Here is a 14,490-nt window from a genome sequence, read left to right on the forward strand (position 1 = left end):
CCACCCGCTTCGACAAACTCGCCGTCCGCTACGAAGCCACCGTTCACATCGCCGCGATCAACGAGTGGCTGTAACCGACTTCGACACAGGCCCTAAGGGTGGGCGCCCAAAGGGAGCTCACAGACGGTGCGCCACGGGCTGACGTCCGGCGTTCCGGCGATCAGAAGGACCCTGTCGACGGCCGCGTTGATCGGCAGGTACGCGGCGACGGTCTCCGCCGCGTGGGTCAGCACGGGCTTGTCGGCGTCATGACCGATGGTCAGGTGTGGCACCACATCGCTGTGCGCCCCGGCGTACGGGGGTGCCTCGGGAAACCGTTGCCACACCGCCGAAGTGAGCTCCCGGAACGGGCGAGCTGGCTGCGGAGCAAGCCAGACGACCGCGTCACCGAACCAGCCGACGTGCGTCAGTGCGACGTCGAACCGCGGTATCCCGGCAACGGTCTCGCGCAGCGCCGCCAGGACCTGCTCATCGATCTGCTGCGGGGGCAGGAACGGGTAGAGGACGGTCACGTGCGCTGGCACCCCCCACCCGGCGGCTCGGTCGAGCGATGCCCGGAACGGGCCCACCGCCCCCTCGGCCTCGGGTATCGGCACGATGAGCGCAGTCTGTGTCGGTTCCATGGCTTCCTAGCGGTAGTCGGCGAAGATGCGGCGTTCCACGCCATCGACGGTGACCTGACCGCCGTGCGGAAGAATCCATTGTGGTTTGGTGTGGCCGAATGGGACCCCGACGCAGACGACCGCCTCGGGGTTGTAGCGGGTCACCACGTCGACGACCGTGTCGCGCTGCTGCTCACGTAGCCGTGCCCGATCCGCGGCCGGGGGTCGGCGGGTGTGGTCGGAGACCGGCGGACGGGCGACCAGGACGGCGTCGACGGCGCTGAGGAGACCGCGTTCACCCAGTGACCGGACGATCCAGCCGACCTCGCGGGCGGGGAGAAGCTCCTCCGAGGTTTCGATGAGCAGCACCCCACCCTGCAAAACCTCCGGAGGAAACGGGAAGCGTCCCGCCGTCAGGATCCACTGGATGACCTCCAGGCAGCCACCCCAGGTGCGGCCGGTGACCGCTCGGGCCGGCCCGTACCAGCTCCAAGGCTCCGTCGGTTCGCGCTCTCCGAACGACTTCAACGCCTGCGGATCTGCCCAGTCGACGCCGATGTCCTCGGACTCACCCGGGTCGGTGATCTCCAGCCGTTCCCCGGTGAGCAACGCCGCTCGCAGCGACCGGACATGGACGTCGTCGACGGCAGGCCCGGGGCCAAGGTGCACCTGGGAGGACCCGCCGTAGAAGCTGGCGATGCCGAGGCCCCAGAGCCAGTGGTGCAGGTTGGTGTTGTCGCTGGTGCCGAGGAACGGCTTCGGGTCGGCACGGGCCAGGTCGGCGTCCAGGTGGGGGATGACAGTGATCTGGTCGTCGCCGCCGATGACGGCGAGAATGCCGCGTACCTGGGGGTCTGCGAAGGCGGCGTTGATGTCCGCCGCCCGCGCTGCCGCGCTCGCGCCCACCTGGCGGGTGGTGGGATATTCGACCGGAAGGAGGCCGGTCAGGTCGGCAAGCCGTCGCATGGCCTGCTCGTGGATCTCCGGGAAGGCACCGGCCGCGGCGAAGGACGGTGAGAGGACCGCGAGGTGGTCCCCGGGACGGGCCTTGCGGGGACGAACAAGCTCATGCTCCATGTCGAGATCCAACAGGTGCCCGAGCCGGTGCGCATCTCATTTAGGGATCGACAGCGGTGGTTCCGGATGGACGTTGGCACCGGCTAGTGTCCGGCGTGGAGGTGGTCCGTGTTCACCGAAGCTTTTCCGATCGTGACGACACCTGACCTGCCACGACTGATCGCGTTCTACCAGGACGTGGTCGGCTTCGAGCTGACCTACCGGTTCCCGGACGAGGGCGCCCCGGAGTTCGTCGCGCTGCGACTTGGCAGCAGCGAGCTCGGCCTGGCCGCCAACCCGGAGGCTGGCGAGCCGGCCGACTCGCACCGCTGGGAGTTGTGTGTCTACGCCGATGACTGCGACGCAGCCGTGGGCGCGCTGCGCACGGGTGGAGCGACAGTCACCGAGGAACCGGTCGACCAGCCCTGGGGTGAGCGGTCCGCCCGGGTCACGGACCCCGACGGCAACCGGCTGCTGGTGCTGACCCGCCTCTGAGAACGCGCAGATCTTGGACAGTTTCCGTTCAGGCGTAACGGAAACTGTCCAAGATCTCGGTGGCGGGGTCGTTCAGAGCGCGCGTCATCGTCTCCAGAACAGGAGATGGGTTATTCCGCTGGGGCTGGGCACCGACTCGAGGTGGAAGCGGTCGAGCAGTTCGTCAGGGCTGTCCCACAACCGCTCGCCCCGGTCGAGGTCGACGGGCGCCACGGCGATGTGCATCGTGTCGACCAGATCGGCCTCGAGGAACTCGCGGATGGTGGCGACCCCACCACCGAGGCGTACGTCCCGACCGTCGGCCGCCTGCTTCGCCTCGGTCAGTGCCTCGGCCGGGCTGACGTCGCGGAAGTGGAACGTGGTGTCGGACAGGCTGAACGACGGGCGCACATGGTGGGTGAGCACGAAGACCGGCGTGTGGAACGGGGGGTTGTCCCCCCACCAGCCCTGCCAGTCATGGTTCTCCCAGGGGCCACGCTGGGGGCCGAACTTGTTGCGACCCATGATCTCCGCGCCGATGTTGCACTCGGCGTCGCGGGTCAGGTAGTCGTCCAGGCCACGGGTGCCGCCCGGCTCGGTGCGATACACGAAGCTGGCGGTGGCGGCACGCCAGGAGAACAGTGGGGTGGGGTCCGCGTGACCGAAGGGCCGTTCCAGGCTCTGCCCCTCTCCGGTCCCGAACCCGTCGCGCGAAACGTTGAAGCACTGGACCCGCAGTAGTTGTGGCATGGCATCTCCTCTCAGGTCTACCGGGCGGATTCAGTTCGTGGTCACGGTCGGGCCACCGCCGCGGCCCCGGTCGTCGAGCACGAGCGGGGCGCGACCGCGCACCGCGTACCGGATGTGGGTCACCTGTGGGGTGGCAAGGACGCGGGTGGGCGTCAGCTCGATCCCCTCCCGGTCGCCCAGGTCGAGGTCCGCGTCGAAGAGCCGCAGGCCGGTGCCGAGCACGACCGGTACGACGTGCAGCTCCAACTCGTCGAGCAGGCCGGCCTTGAGCACCTGCCGGACCAGGCTGCCGCCTCCGGCCACTGCGACATCCTTGCCGCCGGCCACGGCGCGCGCCTGCTCTACGGCGCTGGCCACGCCGTCGGTGACGTAGGTGAAGCTGGTGCCCCCTCCCCGCAGCAGCCGCTGGCGGGGGCGGTGGGTGACGACGAAGACCGGCGCGCGAAACGGCGGCTCCTCACCCCAGGGAATCTCACCCCCGTCGGCCATCCGGCGCCCCATCACGTACGCGCCGGCAGCGCCGAACGACTCGGCGATCACCTCGGAGTTGGTGTCCTGTTCCCCGCCGGCGAAGCCCTGCCGTTCGCGCCAGGCCGCCGCTTCGGTCGCCCACCGGGTGACCCGGAAGAATTTCGCGCTCTCCTCCGAGTCCATCCAGTTGCCGCTTCCGTCGAACTGTGGGCCGGCGTAGAAGCCGTCCACCGACACCGACAGTTGTGCGGTCACCTTCGTCATCGCGCTCTGGTCCTCTCCTCGGGCGACACCCCGCCTGGGTGCCGCTCCCCGAGGGGTCGGAGCCGAACGGGATGTCCCTACGGGGAAGAAGTGTGACGCGTGCCACTTTGAGGCTCGGTCAGGTACCACGTCCCGGCGTGTTCCGGGTCGCGTGACCAGCGCATCCGGGCCTTTTCCTCCGGGCGGGGGCTCCAGTCCCGGTAGGGCGCGAGGGCCACCCGCCAGGCGATCACAGCGAAGATGTAGAGGCCCGGGCCGACCAGCCAGAGCAGGGCGTCGCGTCGCCGATAGGAGGCGTACGGCGCCAGCCACGCGGTCGCCGCCATCGGCACCGCGACCGCACTGAGGTCGGCCAGCGGCCCGCGGCCGAACCGGGACTCGATCAGCTCCCGAAGGATGAGGGACGGAACGACCACCCCGGCCAGCAACGCCCCTGTGCGGATCGTGCGGACCCGACGCGCCCGGCGATCCGGGGATACGCGGGCAGAAGCAGCTCCTTCGGTGGGCATCCCCGGAGAGTACGGGCTGGCCGCAACGGTGATCTAGGACTGCCGGTCGGCGATCGCCGCCTCGATCCGCAGACCGATACCGGTCAGGATGAGGAACGCCGCCAGGATGTGCGGCATGAACCCCTCGTAGCCGGCCGACATGCTGAGTAGCGAGATCACGAAACCCGTCACCAGTGCCATGGTGCCGAAGGTTCGTACCGTGTGGGTCCGCCGTGCCTGCATGTCCACAGCGAAACGGTAGCCAAGGTCGGCCGACGATGGCGCCCCGGACGATGGCCCTAACCGACTGCTCGCCTGGCCCACGAGGTGCCGGACGGTGCGTAGCCGTGGCGGCGGTAGAAGCGCACCGCACTCGCATTTCGGTGGTGGATGCCCGCCGACAGGTAGGAGAGCCCGTGCTCGACCGCCCACCGGTTCGCCGCGTTGAGCAGCGCGGAGCCGACGCCACGCCCCCGGGCCTCGCCGAGCACCACAGTGTGGATCTGCGCCGAAGGCTCGGGGCGAAGAATCTGGTGTGCGGGCGGTTCGGGCTGGCGCAGCACCTCGACCATCCCGACCACCTGTCCGCCCTGCTCCGCGACCAGAACCGCGTTCCGGGCGGTCGCGTCGCTGAGGACGGCGGTGAAGTGCTCGATGACCGCCGCGCGCTGTGGCAGGCGGTAGACGTCGGGATCGAGTGCTAGGTGCGCCTCGGCGTTCGCCATGCGCAACTCCACCAGCGCCGGCACGTCAGAAAGGCTCGCCGGTCGCACGGCTGGCCCGGTCCCCTGCATGGACGTGATGCTAGGGCGCGGATGTCCGGCCCGACTAGGGTGGCGATCATGCGGATTGGCATCGTGATCCTGCCGGACCAGCGGTGGGCGGAGTCGCAGCGTCGCTGGCGGCAGGTCGACGAGTGGGGTTTCGACCACGCCTGGACGTACGATCACCTGGGTTGGCGTGACCTGGTCGACGCCCCGTGGTTCGACTCGATGGCCACGCTGACCGCGGCCGCCACGGTGACGTCGCGGATTCGGCTGGGCACTCTCGTGGCGTCGCCGAACTTCCGGCACCCGGCCGCGTTCGCCCGGCAGATCACCACTGTGGACGACGTCTCCGCCGGCCGCCTGCTGCTCGGTCTGGGAGCGGGTGGCATCGGCTTCGACTCGGCGGTGCTGGGTGGTGAGACTCTGCCGCCGCGTCAGCGGGTCGACCGGTTCGCCGAGTTCACCGAGTTGTTGGACCTGATCCTGCGGGAGGACGGCACCACCTGGCGTGGCGAGTGGTTCGCCGCGGTGGATGCCCGCAACAACCCCGGCTGTGTGCAGCAGCCTCGGGTGCCGTTCGTGGTGGCCGCCAACGGGCCACGGTCGATGCGGTTGGTGGCCCGCTTCGGGCAGGGCTGGGTGACCACCGGTACCGGTGACGACAACGACCTGGCGGGCTGGTGGGCCAGTGTGGCGGCGCTGTCCGCGCGGATGGACCGGACCCTGGACGAGGCGGGCCGCGACCCGGCCAGCCTGGACCGCTACCTGTCACTGGACGCGGCACCGGTCTTCTCGCTCAGCAGCGCACAGTTCTTCGCCGATCAGGTCGGCCGGGCCGCCGAGCTGGGCTTCACCGACGTGGTGACGCACTGGCCGCGCGCCAGCAGTTGGTACGCCGGTGACGAGGCCATCCTGGTGGACGTGGCGACGCGGTTGCTGCCGCAACTACGCGGCTGAGGCCGCCACACCGAGCCGGCTGGGGCGGCCGGTCAGGTGCCGAGGTCGCCGCTGGCCACACCGCCCTCGCCGCCGGAAACCAGGCGGAAGCGCAGGCAGACGATCGGGGTGTCGCCGTCGACCGGCGTGCCGAGCCGTGCCCAGTAGGTCGAGTGCCCGGCCCGCCACTCCTCGATCGAGCGGTCACCCTCGCCCTCGGCGCGGGCGAAGTCCCAGGGCACGTCGGCGAAGCGGACCACCTCGACTCCGGTGATCTCCACGACGCCGGCCAGTGCGTTGTCGTCGTCGACCAGGGCCAGGCGTTCGCCGACGTGCTCCAACTCCTCGCCTTCTTCCGCGTACTCGGCGAGCCGGCCGGCCGTCGCGGTCTTCACACCGGCCAGCACCAGGGTGTTGAGGGTTGACCGCAAGTCGCCGGGGGTGCCGAGGGCGAGGGCGCGCAGTTCACCGATCCGAGGCCACATCCTGCCGAGGCTAGGCCAGGGCGGCCCGGGCCGCCGCCGCAATACCGTCGCCCCGCTCAGATCAGTTGGCCGGCGTAGCCGGGTGCGGTGAGGAGCCGCTCGTCGGCACTGGTCGCGTATGCGTCGAGGATCGCGTCGGCGAGCTTGACCACGTGCTCGTCGCCGTGGCGGGCCGCGCGGGCGAAGACCTCCGCCGGCGTCGCGGGGGTCACTGTCGGTGGCGCGATGCCTTTGGCCGGGGCGTACACGGAGGTCATGGCCGCCGTCGCGGCCCAGGCCGCGGCGAGGCTCGGCGCCCACAGGCCCCGGTCCAGTGCCGGCAGGGTACGCAGCACGGCGGTCGGCGCGGTCACCGCGTGCACCAGCATGACCGGCGCGGCGTGCCCGAAGCGCAGGTAGTCGAGGCCGGCCCGGTGCACCAGCGTGGTGAGCCCGCGCTCCGCCTCGGCCGGGCTCCGCACGGGGCGCAGCGTCGCGAGTGCCGGCTCCCACCGGGGTACGGCCGGCAACTGCTCCAGCCGATCCCGGACCCCTCCGGTCTGATCCTCGATCCGGGGCAGCCCGGCCAGCGCGACCTCCACGTCGATGTCGTCGGTGCCCGGCCGGTCCGTCTCGTCGGCGAGTAACTGGTCGGTGCCGGGGATCGACTGCCAGCGGGCCGCCCAGTAGCCGAGGGCCTGACCCAACTCGGCGAGCCGTCGTGGGTTTTCGTCGTCTGCTTCGAGCGCGCGTACGGCGTGCCCGACCCGGATCACACCGTGCGTGGCGCCGGCGGCGATGCCTGGCAGCAGCCGGGGCCACCAGGTGCCGAGCACCGCACGCCACGGGTGTTCGCGCAGTTGCCGGTCGAAGTAGGCCAGCCAGTCACCGGCGCGCTTCGGATCGCCAAGCGCCGACCGCCAGTCGTCGATCGGGTGCAGCCCTCGGGGCAACTCGTCGAGTCGGCCGAGGTAGTCGTCGAGCCAACGGTGCACCCGGTGCGGGTGCCCGTGTCGGACCAACGCCTCGACGGCCATCGGCCCGTGATTGGACAGCCAGCCCTGAAATTCGGGGCCGGTGCGGTGCAGTCGCTCGTACGCCTCGTCGAGAACTCCGTCGCTCATTCGCCGATCGTCGGTGTTGAACCTCGCTTCAGGTCAAGAGGGCAGATCCGCGGCGTCGATCAGGCCGGTGATCCGTAGGTCGGCCGCGACGTCGGGCGGGCAGTCCACGGCCACCACAGCGGTGCCCAGCACCTCGGCGCCCCGTGCTGCGCAGATGTCGTAGAGGGCGTGTAGCTGTGCGCCGGTACGCACCCAGTCGTCCACCACCAGCACTCGGTCGTCGGGGCCGAGGTGTCGGTCCCGTACGGCGAGGTCCACCCGTCGGCCCCGGTAGTCCGGTGGGCTCTGCGCCCAGGTGAGTGGCCCGGCCGGCAGTCGCCCGTCGCCGGGCTTGTGGGCGGCCACGAAGCCGACCCCGAGGGCGGTGGCGGCCAACGGCCCGAGCAGCAGCCCGGTGACGGCCGGCGCGAGCACCACAGTGGGCCGGGCGGCCCGGTACGGCGCCACCAGGGCTGGCCCCAGCTCGGCCAGCACCGCCGGGTCGCGCCACCAACCGGAGATGTCGCTGACCAGGTGGCTGGTGTCCGGGCCGGGGTCGATCCACTGGAACAGGGCGGCCAGGCGTTCGGTCAGATCGGCGGGCATCCGCTCATCCTGCGGCACGGGCGGCGGGCGTGGCGGCACCCGGGCCACCCGGCCCACCCCGGGTCGGATGATCGGCTACACGTATCTGGGTAAATACGGGCATACCACCATGATCACGTTGACTTCGGAAGTGCTTCTCTCGTTACGGTCCGACCCGGTTTGTTCAGACGACGAAAGGACCGAGCCGGTGGCAGGCAAGCACTCCCGTACCCGCATCTTCTCCTCCCCGGCGGGCATCGTGGCCACCGCGGCGGTCGGCGTCGCCCTCGCCGTCGGAGGCACGGTGGGCGCCGTGCAACTGGTCTCCGGCTCCGACCAGTCGGGGCAGGTGGCTCTCGACCTCACCCCGACCACCGCCGCGAGCAGCCTCACCCCCAGCTCCCCGGCCGTCACCCCGAGCGTCAGCGCCTCGCCCAGCGTGACCGCCAGCCCGTCGGCGACCCGGTCGCAGCAGGCCGCCTCCCGGGGTAAGGAGCGCACCTCGTCGCCGAAGCCGAAGCCGAAGCCGACCGTCAAGAAGACCACGGCCGCGGCGAAGGTGCTGGAGAGCGGTTCGTGCGGCGCCTCGTTCTACTCCGACGGGCAGCTCACCGCCAACGGCGAGTCGTTCAACCCCAGTGCGCTGACCGCCGCGCACAAGACACTGCCGTTCAACACCAAGGTCCGGGTGACCAACCCGGCCAACGGCAAGTCGGTGACGGTGCGGATCAACGACCGCGGCCCGTTCATCGATGGCCGCTGCCTGGACCTCTCCCGGGCCGCCTTCGCCAGCATCGCCTCGGTCGACGTGGGCGCGCTCACCGTCCGCTACGAGGTCCTCGGCTGAGCGGGCCCGGCGACGCCGATTCGGCCGGCCGACTGGGCCGGCCGGACAGAACCTCCTCGGACGACGGGTCAGGTTCATTCACCGGTTCACGTGGATCAGGCAAACTGTCCCTCGTACCCACGCGACTCCTCCAGTCGGGCCGTCGCCCGCTGAGCCCCGGATCCCGCGCCGGCCTCGGCGCGGCCCTCGTTCTGCTCGCGATCGTGTCGGCGGTTGAGGCGGCGGACGGCCGGAAGGTGCACTACGTCGCGCTCCTGGCCGCCGCGCCGGTTCTCGCCGCCGCCCTGGCGTCCTGGCTGGTGGTCCTGGGGGTGGGCGTCGCGGCGATACTGATCGGCACTGGCTTCGCGCTGGTCGCGCCGAAGGTCTCGTTGGTCACCTCGGTCGACGTTGTCGCGGTCGCGCTCACCACCGGGATGGCCGTGGCGGTGGCGTGGGTTCGCCAGCGGCAGGCCGAGCGGATCGTGGAGCTGACCAAGCTCGCCTCGGTGGCCCAGCAGGCGGTGTTGCGCCCGCTCGGGCCGCAGGTCGGCACGCTCTCGGTCGCGGGACGCTACATCTCCTCCACCGCGACGGCCGAGATCGGCGGTGACCTGTACGAGGCGATCGACACGCCCTACGGCGTCCGCATGATCATCGGAGACGTGCGAGGCAAGGGCCTGGACGCGGTCCGGCTGGCCAGCATCGTCCTCGGTTCCTACCGGCACGTGGCGTACGAGCGGGCCGACCTGCGGGCCGTCGTCGCCGACCTGGACCGCGCGGTGGCCCGCAACGTCGGCGACGAGGACTTCGTCACGGCGGCACTGGTCGAGGAGCGCGGCGGCACCCTCACGATCGTCAACTGCGGGCATCCGCCACCGCTGCTGCTACGCCGGGGTGCGGTGATCCCGCTGGAACCGCCGGCCCCGGCGCCTCCGCTCGGTTTCATGCCGGTGGTCCGTCCCCGGGTCGAACGCCTCGAGCCCGGGGACCGGCTGCTGCTGTTCACCGACGGTCTCGGCGAGGCGCGGCGGGACGGCGAGTTCTTCCCGACCGCCGACCGGGCCTGGCGACTGCTCGGCCATGGCACGGTCGCCGACGGGCTGGCATCGCTGGAGACCGCCCTGGTCGAGTGGGTGCACGGTCGGCTCGACGACGACATCGCGCTGGTCCTGATGGAGTACGTGGGTGCCCGTACCGGCGCGGCCGTCGCCGTCCCGAGCTGGGAGGTCGGCGCCGCCGAAGGCTGAGTCGCCCGGCCGCGCCCGCAGGTGTGTAATGGCCGTCACTTGGGTGATCCGCTTGTCGCTGCCTACCCGCGAGTAATACAGTCGGGGTTACTGATCGGTAACACCTGTCCGGAAGCGGGGCCAGCGAGCATGACCCACTACAAGAGCAACCTGCGGGACCTTGAGTTCAACCTGTTCGAGGTCTTCGGGGCGGACCAGGCGTTCGGCCAGGAACCGTACTCCGAACTCGACGCCGACACCGCCCGCAGTTTCCTCTCCGAGCTTGATCGCCTCGCTCGCGAGGACCTGGCCGCCAGCTACACGGACAGCGACCGCAACCCGCCGGTGTTCGACCCGGCCACGCACACCGCGCCGCTCCCGGAGTCGTTCAAGAAGTCCTACCAGGCATTCATGGACTCCGAGTTCTGGCGCCTGGACCTGCCGCCGCACCTGGGCGGCACCAACGCGCCCCGCGCCCTCTGGTGGGCCCTCGCCGAGTTGGTGCTCGGCTCGAACGCCCCGATCTGGATGTACGCCTCCGGCCCGTCCTTCGCGCACGTCCTGGAGGTCGAGGGCAACGAGCAGCAGAAGCGGTGGGCCAAGCTCTTCATCGACAAGCAGTGGGGCTCCACCATGGTGCTCACCGAGCCGGACGCCGGCTCGGATGTCGGCGCCGGCCGCGCCCGTGCCATCCAGCAGCCGGACGGCTCCTGGCACATCGAGGGCGTAAAGCGCTTCATCACCTCGGGTGAGCACGACCTCAGCGACAACATCGTGCACTACGTGCTGGCCCGCCCGGTGGGCGTGGAGGGCGTGGGTGGCCCCGGCACCAAGGGCCTGTCGCTCTTCGTCGTGCCGAAGTTCCACTTCGACGAGACCACCGGCGAGCTGGGCGAGCGCAACGGCGTCTACACCACCAACGTCGAGCACAAGATGGGCCTGAAGGTCTCCAACACCTGCGAGCTGACCTTCGGCGAGCACGGCGTACCGGCCAAGGGCTGGCTGCTGGGCGACAAGCACGACGGCATCCGGCAGATGTTCATGATCATCGAGTACGCCCGGATGCTGGTCGGCACCAAGGCCATCGCCACCCTCTCCACCGGCTACCTCAACGCCCTGGAGTACGCGAAGAATCGGGTGCAGGGCGCCGACCTGGTCCAGCAGGCGGACAAGACCGCGCCGCGGGTCACCATCACCCACCACCCGGACGTGCGCCGCTCGCTGCTGCTGCAGAAGTCGTACGCCGAGGGCCTGCGTGCCCTGGTTCTCTACACCGCCACCTGGCAGGACAAGGTCGCCATCGCCGAGGCGGCCGGCGACGAGAAGGCCACCAAGCTGGCCAAGCGGGTCAACGACCTGCTGCTGCCGCTGGTCAAGGGCGTCGGTTCGGAGCGGGCGTACGAGATGCTCGGGCACGAGGCCCTGCAGACCTTCGGCGGCTCCGGCTTCCTCCAGGACTACCCGCTGGAGCAGTACGTCCGGGACGCCAAGATCGACACCCTGTACGAGGGCACCACCGCCATCCAGAGCCTGGACCTGATCTTCCGCAAGATCGTTCGGGACAACGGCAAGGCCCTCATGGCGGTCGCCGGCGAGATCCAGGAGTTCATCTCCTCCGAGGCGGGCAACGGCCAGCTCAAGGAGGAGCGGCAGGCGCTCGGCAAGGCGCTCGGCGAGGTGCAGAACATCCTCGGTGTGATGACCGGCTGGCTGGGCGAGGCGCAGGGCGGCGACACCCGCGCCCTCTACAAGGTCGGGCTGAGCAGCCGGCGGTTCCTGCTGGCGATCGGTGACCTGGTGGTCGGCTGGCTGCTGCAGCGGCAGGCCGAGGTGGCGCTGAAGGCGCTGACCGGCGAGGTCTCCGCCAGCGACAAGGCGTTCTACACCGGCAAGGTGGCCGCCGCCCGTTTCTTCGCCCGTGAGGTGCTGCCCCGTATCGGTGCCGACCGGCGGATCATCGAGGATGCCGACCTCGACATCATGGACCTCCCGGAGGAGGCCTTCTAAGCAGGCCACGGCACATTTGACGGTTCCGGGTCGCACCACCCGGCACCGCAACGGCCGGTGGGGCTTCTGCCCCGCCGGCCGTCGCCGTCTCCGCCCGGCGGCGACACGTATTGGCCGCGCCCGGTCGGGTATGCCGCTGGCGTGGCGGGTAACCGTCGCGTGACCTCGAAAGGGAACGCCCAGAGCCACCGCACGGGGGAGTGCAGCGCACATGGGTGTAGGAAGCGGCATTTTTCTCATCGCGATCGGCGCGATCCTGACCTTCGCGCTGAGAGCCAACGTCTGGTGGATCGACGTACGCGCGGTCGGCTGGGTGTTCATCCTGGCCGGGCTGGCCGTACTACTGACCACGGTCTGGTTCTGGCAGGACCGGCGCAAGCGGGCTCGGACCCTCATCGTGGAGGAGAACCGGCTGTCTCATCCGACGGCGATGATGCCGCCACCGCCGGACCCGCCCCCGCCAACCGCGCCGCCGTCCTGATCCCCGTCCAACGCGTACCCCTGAGCCACCCGCCGGATCGGCGGGTGGCTCAGTCTCGTGCGGTGTGCCGAGCCGTGAGCGGCGCTCCCGCCCTGCTCAATTCCATCCAGCTGGGCGGGCAGCGGTGCACCGCCAGCTCGGCGGTGCGCAAACCCTCGTCCAATCCCTGGGGATCGAGGAGCGCGGAGAGCAGCGAGATGCCCGGATTGTGGGCAATGAGCAACGCAGTGCGGGCCGCCGGGTCCACCGTGCGGACCAGCGACAACAACTCCTCAGGGTGCGCGTCGTACGCACCCGGCTCATAACGGACGGTCGGGCGAGGACCGGTCGGGCCACCCTCCGGCGGTGAACCGGTCATCCCCATCGCCACCCCGTGCCAGGTCTGCCGGGTGCGTCGGGCCGTCGAGCAGATCACCACGTCGGGCAGCAGCCCCTGGTGCGCCAACCAGGCCCCAGCCGCAGCCGCGTCGGCGTTCCCGCGTGCGCTCAGCGGCCGCTCAGCGTCGTCCGCCGCGTCGCTGCCCTGCTCGGCCTTCGCGTGCCGCAGCAACACCAGTGTCCGTGTGTCGGGGTCGACGTCCGTCATGCCCTCAGCTTGCCCGATTGGCGATCTCCGTGCCTGGGTAAGTCGATGGATGCCGCACCCCTACCGACGGCCGCGGCGCGACGTACGCCAGGTTAGAGCCGAGGAGCGAGACATGGGCATTGGTGGCAGCATCTTCTTGATCGCATTAGGCGCGATCTTCGCGTTCGCAGTGGAGGCCGACCTGGGCTGGCTGGATCTGGCCGTGGTCGGCTGGGTGCTGATGCTCGCCGGCGTCGCCGGCCTGCTCGCCACCCTCTACTTCTGGAACAGCCGCCGCCGCCCTGCGGTGGCTGCGCCGGTACGCGAGGAGCGCGTGGTGGCTGACCGGGTCGTGCCGGTCCAGGACAACCAGGTCGTGCAGGAGTACCGCGAGGTTCGTCGGCCGGGCCGACCGGTCTGATCCTCGCCCACACACTCCGGGGTCCCGCAGCGTCGCGGGGCCCCGGCTCGCGTTTCGGCCCAACTCGTCTGTGTGTGCGCTCGGCTCGGTCTGTTGCGGTGATCGGCCGGAGATCGTGCTCGATCCAGGAAATAGGGCTTTCGAGGTGCGAGCGAGGCCACTACATCCTTGATCGAGCACGATCATGGCGGCTGCCGCCGTGGCGTTTCTCGCCGCTCGGCGCTGCGCTGACCAGGCCGTCGGGTCGGTTGGGTCAGGCGAACAGCGCGAAGTAGATCGCGATGTGGTGACAGAGCGCCGCCAGCAGCGTGCAGGCGTGGAAGAACTCGTGGTGGCCGAAGACGGTCGGCCACGGGTTGGGTCGGCGCAACGCGTAGAAGATCGCGCCGACGCTGTAGATCGCGCCGCCGACGATCAGCAGCACCAGCGCGGCGACGCCGCCCCCGTGCAGGATCTCCGGCAGCATGGCCACCGCCACCCAGCCCAGCGCCAGGTAGAGCGGCGCGGACACCCAGCGCGGCGCGTGCGGCCAGATCACCTTGACCGCTACGCCGGCCAGTGCGCCGCCCCAGACCAGGGCCAGCATCACGGTGGCCGGCCGGGGCGCGAGCAGCATCGCGCAGAGCGGTGTGTACGTGCCGGCGATGAACAGGAAGATCATCGAGTGGTCCATCCGGCGCATCACCTGGTAGCCGCGCTCTGACCACACCCGACGGTGGTACAGCGCGCTCGTGCCGAAGAGCCCGCAGACCGTCAGGCTGTAGATGAGGCAGCTCACCAGGGGTGCCCACCCCGGCCGGGTGGCGGCGATCGAGCAGAGCACGATGCCGCAGACCACGGCGACGAAGAAGGCGTACGTGTGTAGCCAGCCGCGCATCCGGGGCTTACCGATGTCGACCGGCTTCAGGCGAAGCGGGGCGGAGGTGGTCACCCACTCAGGTTACGGCACCGTAGGTTACTTGTAAGTAGTGGCGTTGGTGACACCCGGCACCGTCAGCGTG

Annotated in this window: 19 protein-coding genes; 7 read left to right on the plus strand and 12 right to left on the minus strand. The window is 70.3% G+C overall.

Annotated features, from left to right (window positions below):
* Nucleotides 1-92 precede the first annotated feature (92 nt).
* Together ACFYP0_RS30340 and ACFYP0_RS30345 are read right to left on the minus strand one after the other, a co-directional pair.
* Nucleotides 93-596: a 2'-5' RNA ligase family protein gene (locus tag ACFYP0_RS30340; protein ID WP_355502561.1), complete on the minus strand. Its 504-nt coding sequence runs from the start codon at nt 594-596 to the stop codon at nt 93-95.
* Nucleotides 597-629: 33 nt separating this feature from the next.
* The gene (locus ACFYP0_RS30345; RefSeq protein ID WP_355502626.1) at nt 630-1,568 is read right to left on the minus strand and encodes an LD-carboxypeptidase; all 939 of its coding nucleotides are present in this window, start codon (nt 1,566-1,568) and stop codon (nt 630-632) included.
* A 243-nt stretch (nt 1,569-1,811) separates the two neighbouring features.
* Between ACFYP0_RS30345 and ACFYP0_RS30350 the strand changes: the two genes are divergently transcribed.
* Nucleotides 1,812-2,153: a VOC family protein gene (locus ACFYP0_RS30350; RefSeq protein WP_355502563.1), complete on the plus strand. Its 342-nt coding sequence runs from the start codon at nt 1,812-1,814 to the stop codon at nt 2,151-2,153.
* Nucleotides 2,154-2,237: 84 nt separating this feature from the next.
* On the opposite strand, the gene ACFYP0_RS30355 is transcribed toward ACFYP0_RS30350, so the two are convergent.
* From ACFYP0_RS30355 to ACFYP0_RS30375, 5 genes are all read right to left on the minus strand, one after another.
* Nucleotides 2,238-2,882, minus strand: a complete 645-nt coding sequence (locus tag ACFYP0_RS30355) for a dihydrofolate reductase family protein (RefSeq protein ID WP_355502566.1) — start codon at nt 2,880-2,882, stop codon at nt 2,238-2,240.
* A 30-nt stretch (nt 2,883-2,912) separates the two neighbouring features.
* Nucleotides 2,913-3,617 carry a dihydrofolate reductase family protein gene (locus tag ACFYP0_RS30360; protein ID WP_355502569.1) on the minus strand — a complete coding sequence of 235 codons (705 nt, stop codon included), beginning with the start codon at nt 3,615-3,617 and terminating at the stop codon, nt 2,913-2,915.
* Nucleotides 3,618-3,694: 77 nt separating this feature from the next.
* Nucleotides 3,695-4,126 (minus strand): hypothetical protein, encoded by a 432-nt coding sequence (locus tag ACFYP0_RS30365; protein ID WP_355502572.1) that lies wholly within the window; start codon nt 4,124-4,126, stop codon nt 3,695-3,697.
* A 33-nt stretch (nt 4,127-4,159) separates the two neighbouring features.
* Nucleotides 4,160-4,348 carry a hypothetical protein gene (locus tag ACFYP0_RS30370; protein ID WP_386998403.1) on the minus strand — a complete coding sequence of 63 codons (189 nt, stop codon included), beginning with the start codon at nt 4,346-4,348 and terminating at the stop codon, nt 4,160-4,162.
* A 56-nt stretch (nt 4,349-4,404) separates the two neighbouring features.
* Nucleotides 4,405-4,899 (minus strand): GNAT family N-acetyltransferase, encoded by a 495-nt coding sequence (locus ACFYP0_RS30375; RefSeq protein WP_355502577.1) that lies wholly within the window; start codon nt 4,897-4,899, stop codon nt 4,405-4,407.
* A 21-nt stretch (nt 4,900-4,920) separates the two neighbouring features.
* Here ACFYP0_RS30375 and ACFYP0_RS30380 point away from each other — a divergent pair, with 21 nt between their 5' ends.
* Nucleotides 4,921-5,829, plus strand: coding sequence for an LLM class flavin-dependent oxidoreductase (locus ACFYP0_RS30380; RefSeq protein WP_355502580.1), 909 nt, complete (start codon nt 4,921-4,923; stop codon nt 5,827-5,829).
* A 32-nt stretch (nt 5,830-5,861) separates the two neighbouring features.
* Here the strand turns inward: ACFYP0_RS30380 and ACFYP0_RS30385 are convergent, their stop codons facing one another.
* The 3 genes from ACFYP0_RS30385 to ACFYP0_RS30395 are packed head-to-tail and all read right to left on the minus strand — an operon-like array spanning nt 5,862 to nt 7,981.
* Nucleotides 5,862-6,293, minus strand: coding sequence for an ASCH domain-containing protein (locus ACFYP0_RS30385; RefSeq protein WP_355502582.1), 432 nt, complete (start codon nt 6,291-6,293; stop codon nt 5,862-5,864).
* A gap of 56 nt (nt 6,294-6,349) precedes the next feature.
* Nucleotides 6,350-7,396: a questin oxidase family protein gene (locus ACFYP0_RS30390; protein WP_355502583.1), complete on the minus strand. Its 1,047-nt coding sequence runs from the start codon at nt 7,394-7,396 to the stop codon at nt 6,350-6,352.
* A 33-nt stretch (nt 7,397-7,429) separates the two neighbouring features.
* Nucleotides 7,430-7,981, minus strand: a complete 552-nt coding sequence (locus ACFYP0_RS30395) for a phosphoribosyltransferase family protein (RefSeq protein WP_124857423.1) — start codon at nt 7,979-7,981, stop codon at nt 7,430-7,432.
* 187 nt (nt 7,982-8,168) lie between these two features.
* Between ACFYP0_RS30395 and ACFYP0_RS30400 the strand changes: the two genes are divergently transcribed.
* The 4 genes from ACFYP0_RS30400 (at nt 8,169) to ACFYP0_RS30415 (ending at nt 12,503) form a co-directional block, all read left to right on the plus strand.
* On the plus strand, nt 8,169-8,807 hold the full coding sequence (locus ACFYP0_RS30400) for a septal ring lytic transglycosylase RlpA family protein (RefSeq protein ID WP_355502586.1): 639 nt from the start codon (nt 8,169-8,171) through the stop codon (nt 8,805-8,807).
* A gap of 104 nt (nt 8,808-8,911) precedes the next feature.
* Entirely contained in the window at nt 8,912-10,036 is a 1,125-nt protein-coding gene (locus tag ACFYP0_RS30405; RefSeq protein ID WP_355502628.1) for a PP2C family protein-serine/threonine phosphatase, read from the plus strand.
* Nucleotides 10,037-10,165: 129 nt separating this feature from the next.
* Entirely contained in the window at nt 10,166-12,022 is a 1,857-nt protein-coding gene (locus tag ACFYP0_RS30410) for an acyl-CoA dehydrogenase (protein WP_355502589.1), read from the plus strand.
* A gap of 211 nt (nt 12,023-12,233) precedes the next feature.
* Nucleotides 12,234-12,503: a DUF6458 family protein gene (locus ACFYP0_RS30415; protein WP_030487564.1), complete on the plus strand. Its 270-nt coding sequence runs from the start codon at nt 12,234-12,236 to the stop codon at nt 12,501-12,503.
* 49 nt (nt 12,504-12,552) lie between these two features.
* Here ACFYP0_RS30415 and ACFYP0_RS30420 read toward each other — a convergent pair whose 3' ends face one another.
* Nucleotides 12,553-13,089, minus strand: a complete 537-nt coding sequence (locus tag ACFYP0_RS30420) for a SixA phosphatase family protein (RefSeq protein WP_124857419.1) — start codon at nt 13,087-13,089, stop codon at nt 12,553-12,555.
* Nucleotides 13,090-13,201: 112 nt separating this feature from the next.
* Between ACFYP0_RS30420 and ACFYP0_RS30425 the strand changes: the two genes are divergently transcribed.
* The gene (locus tag ACFYP0_RS30425) at nt 13,202-13,489 is read left to right on the plus strand and encodes a DUF6458 family protein (RefSeq protein WP_124857417.1); all 288 of its coding nucleotides are present in this window, start codon (nt 13,202-13,204) and stop codon (nt 13,487-13,489) included.
* Between the two features lie 253 nt (nt 13,490-13,742).
* Here ACFYP0_RS30425 and trhA read toward each other — a convergent pair whose 3' ends face one another.
* On the minus strand, nt 13,743-14,420 hold the full coding sequence (gene trhA, locus ACFYP0_RS30430; protein WP_355502593.1) for a PAQR family membrane homeostasis protein TrhA: 678 nt from the start codon (nt 14,418-14,420) through the stop codon (nt 13,743-13,745).
* Nucleotides 14,421-14,490: the final 70 nt, after the last annotated feature.

It is taken from the genome of Micromonospora arida (genome assembly GCF_042873195.1).
Classification (GTDB): domain Bacteria; phylum Actinomycetota; class Actinomycetes; order Mycobacteriales; family Micromonosporaceae; genus Micromonospora; species Micromonospora arida.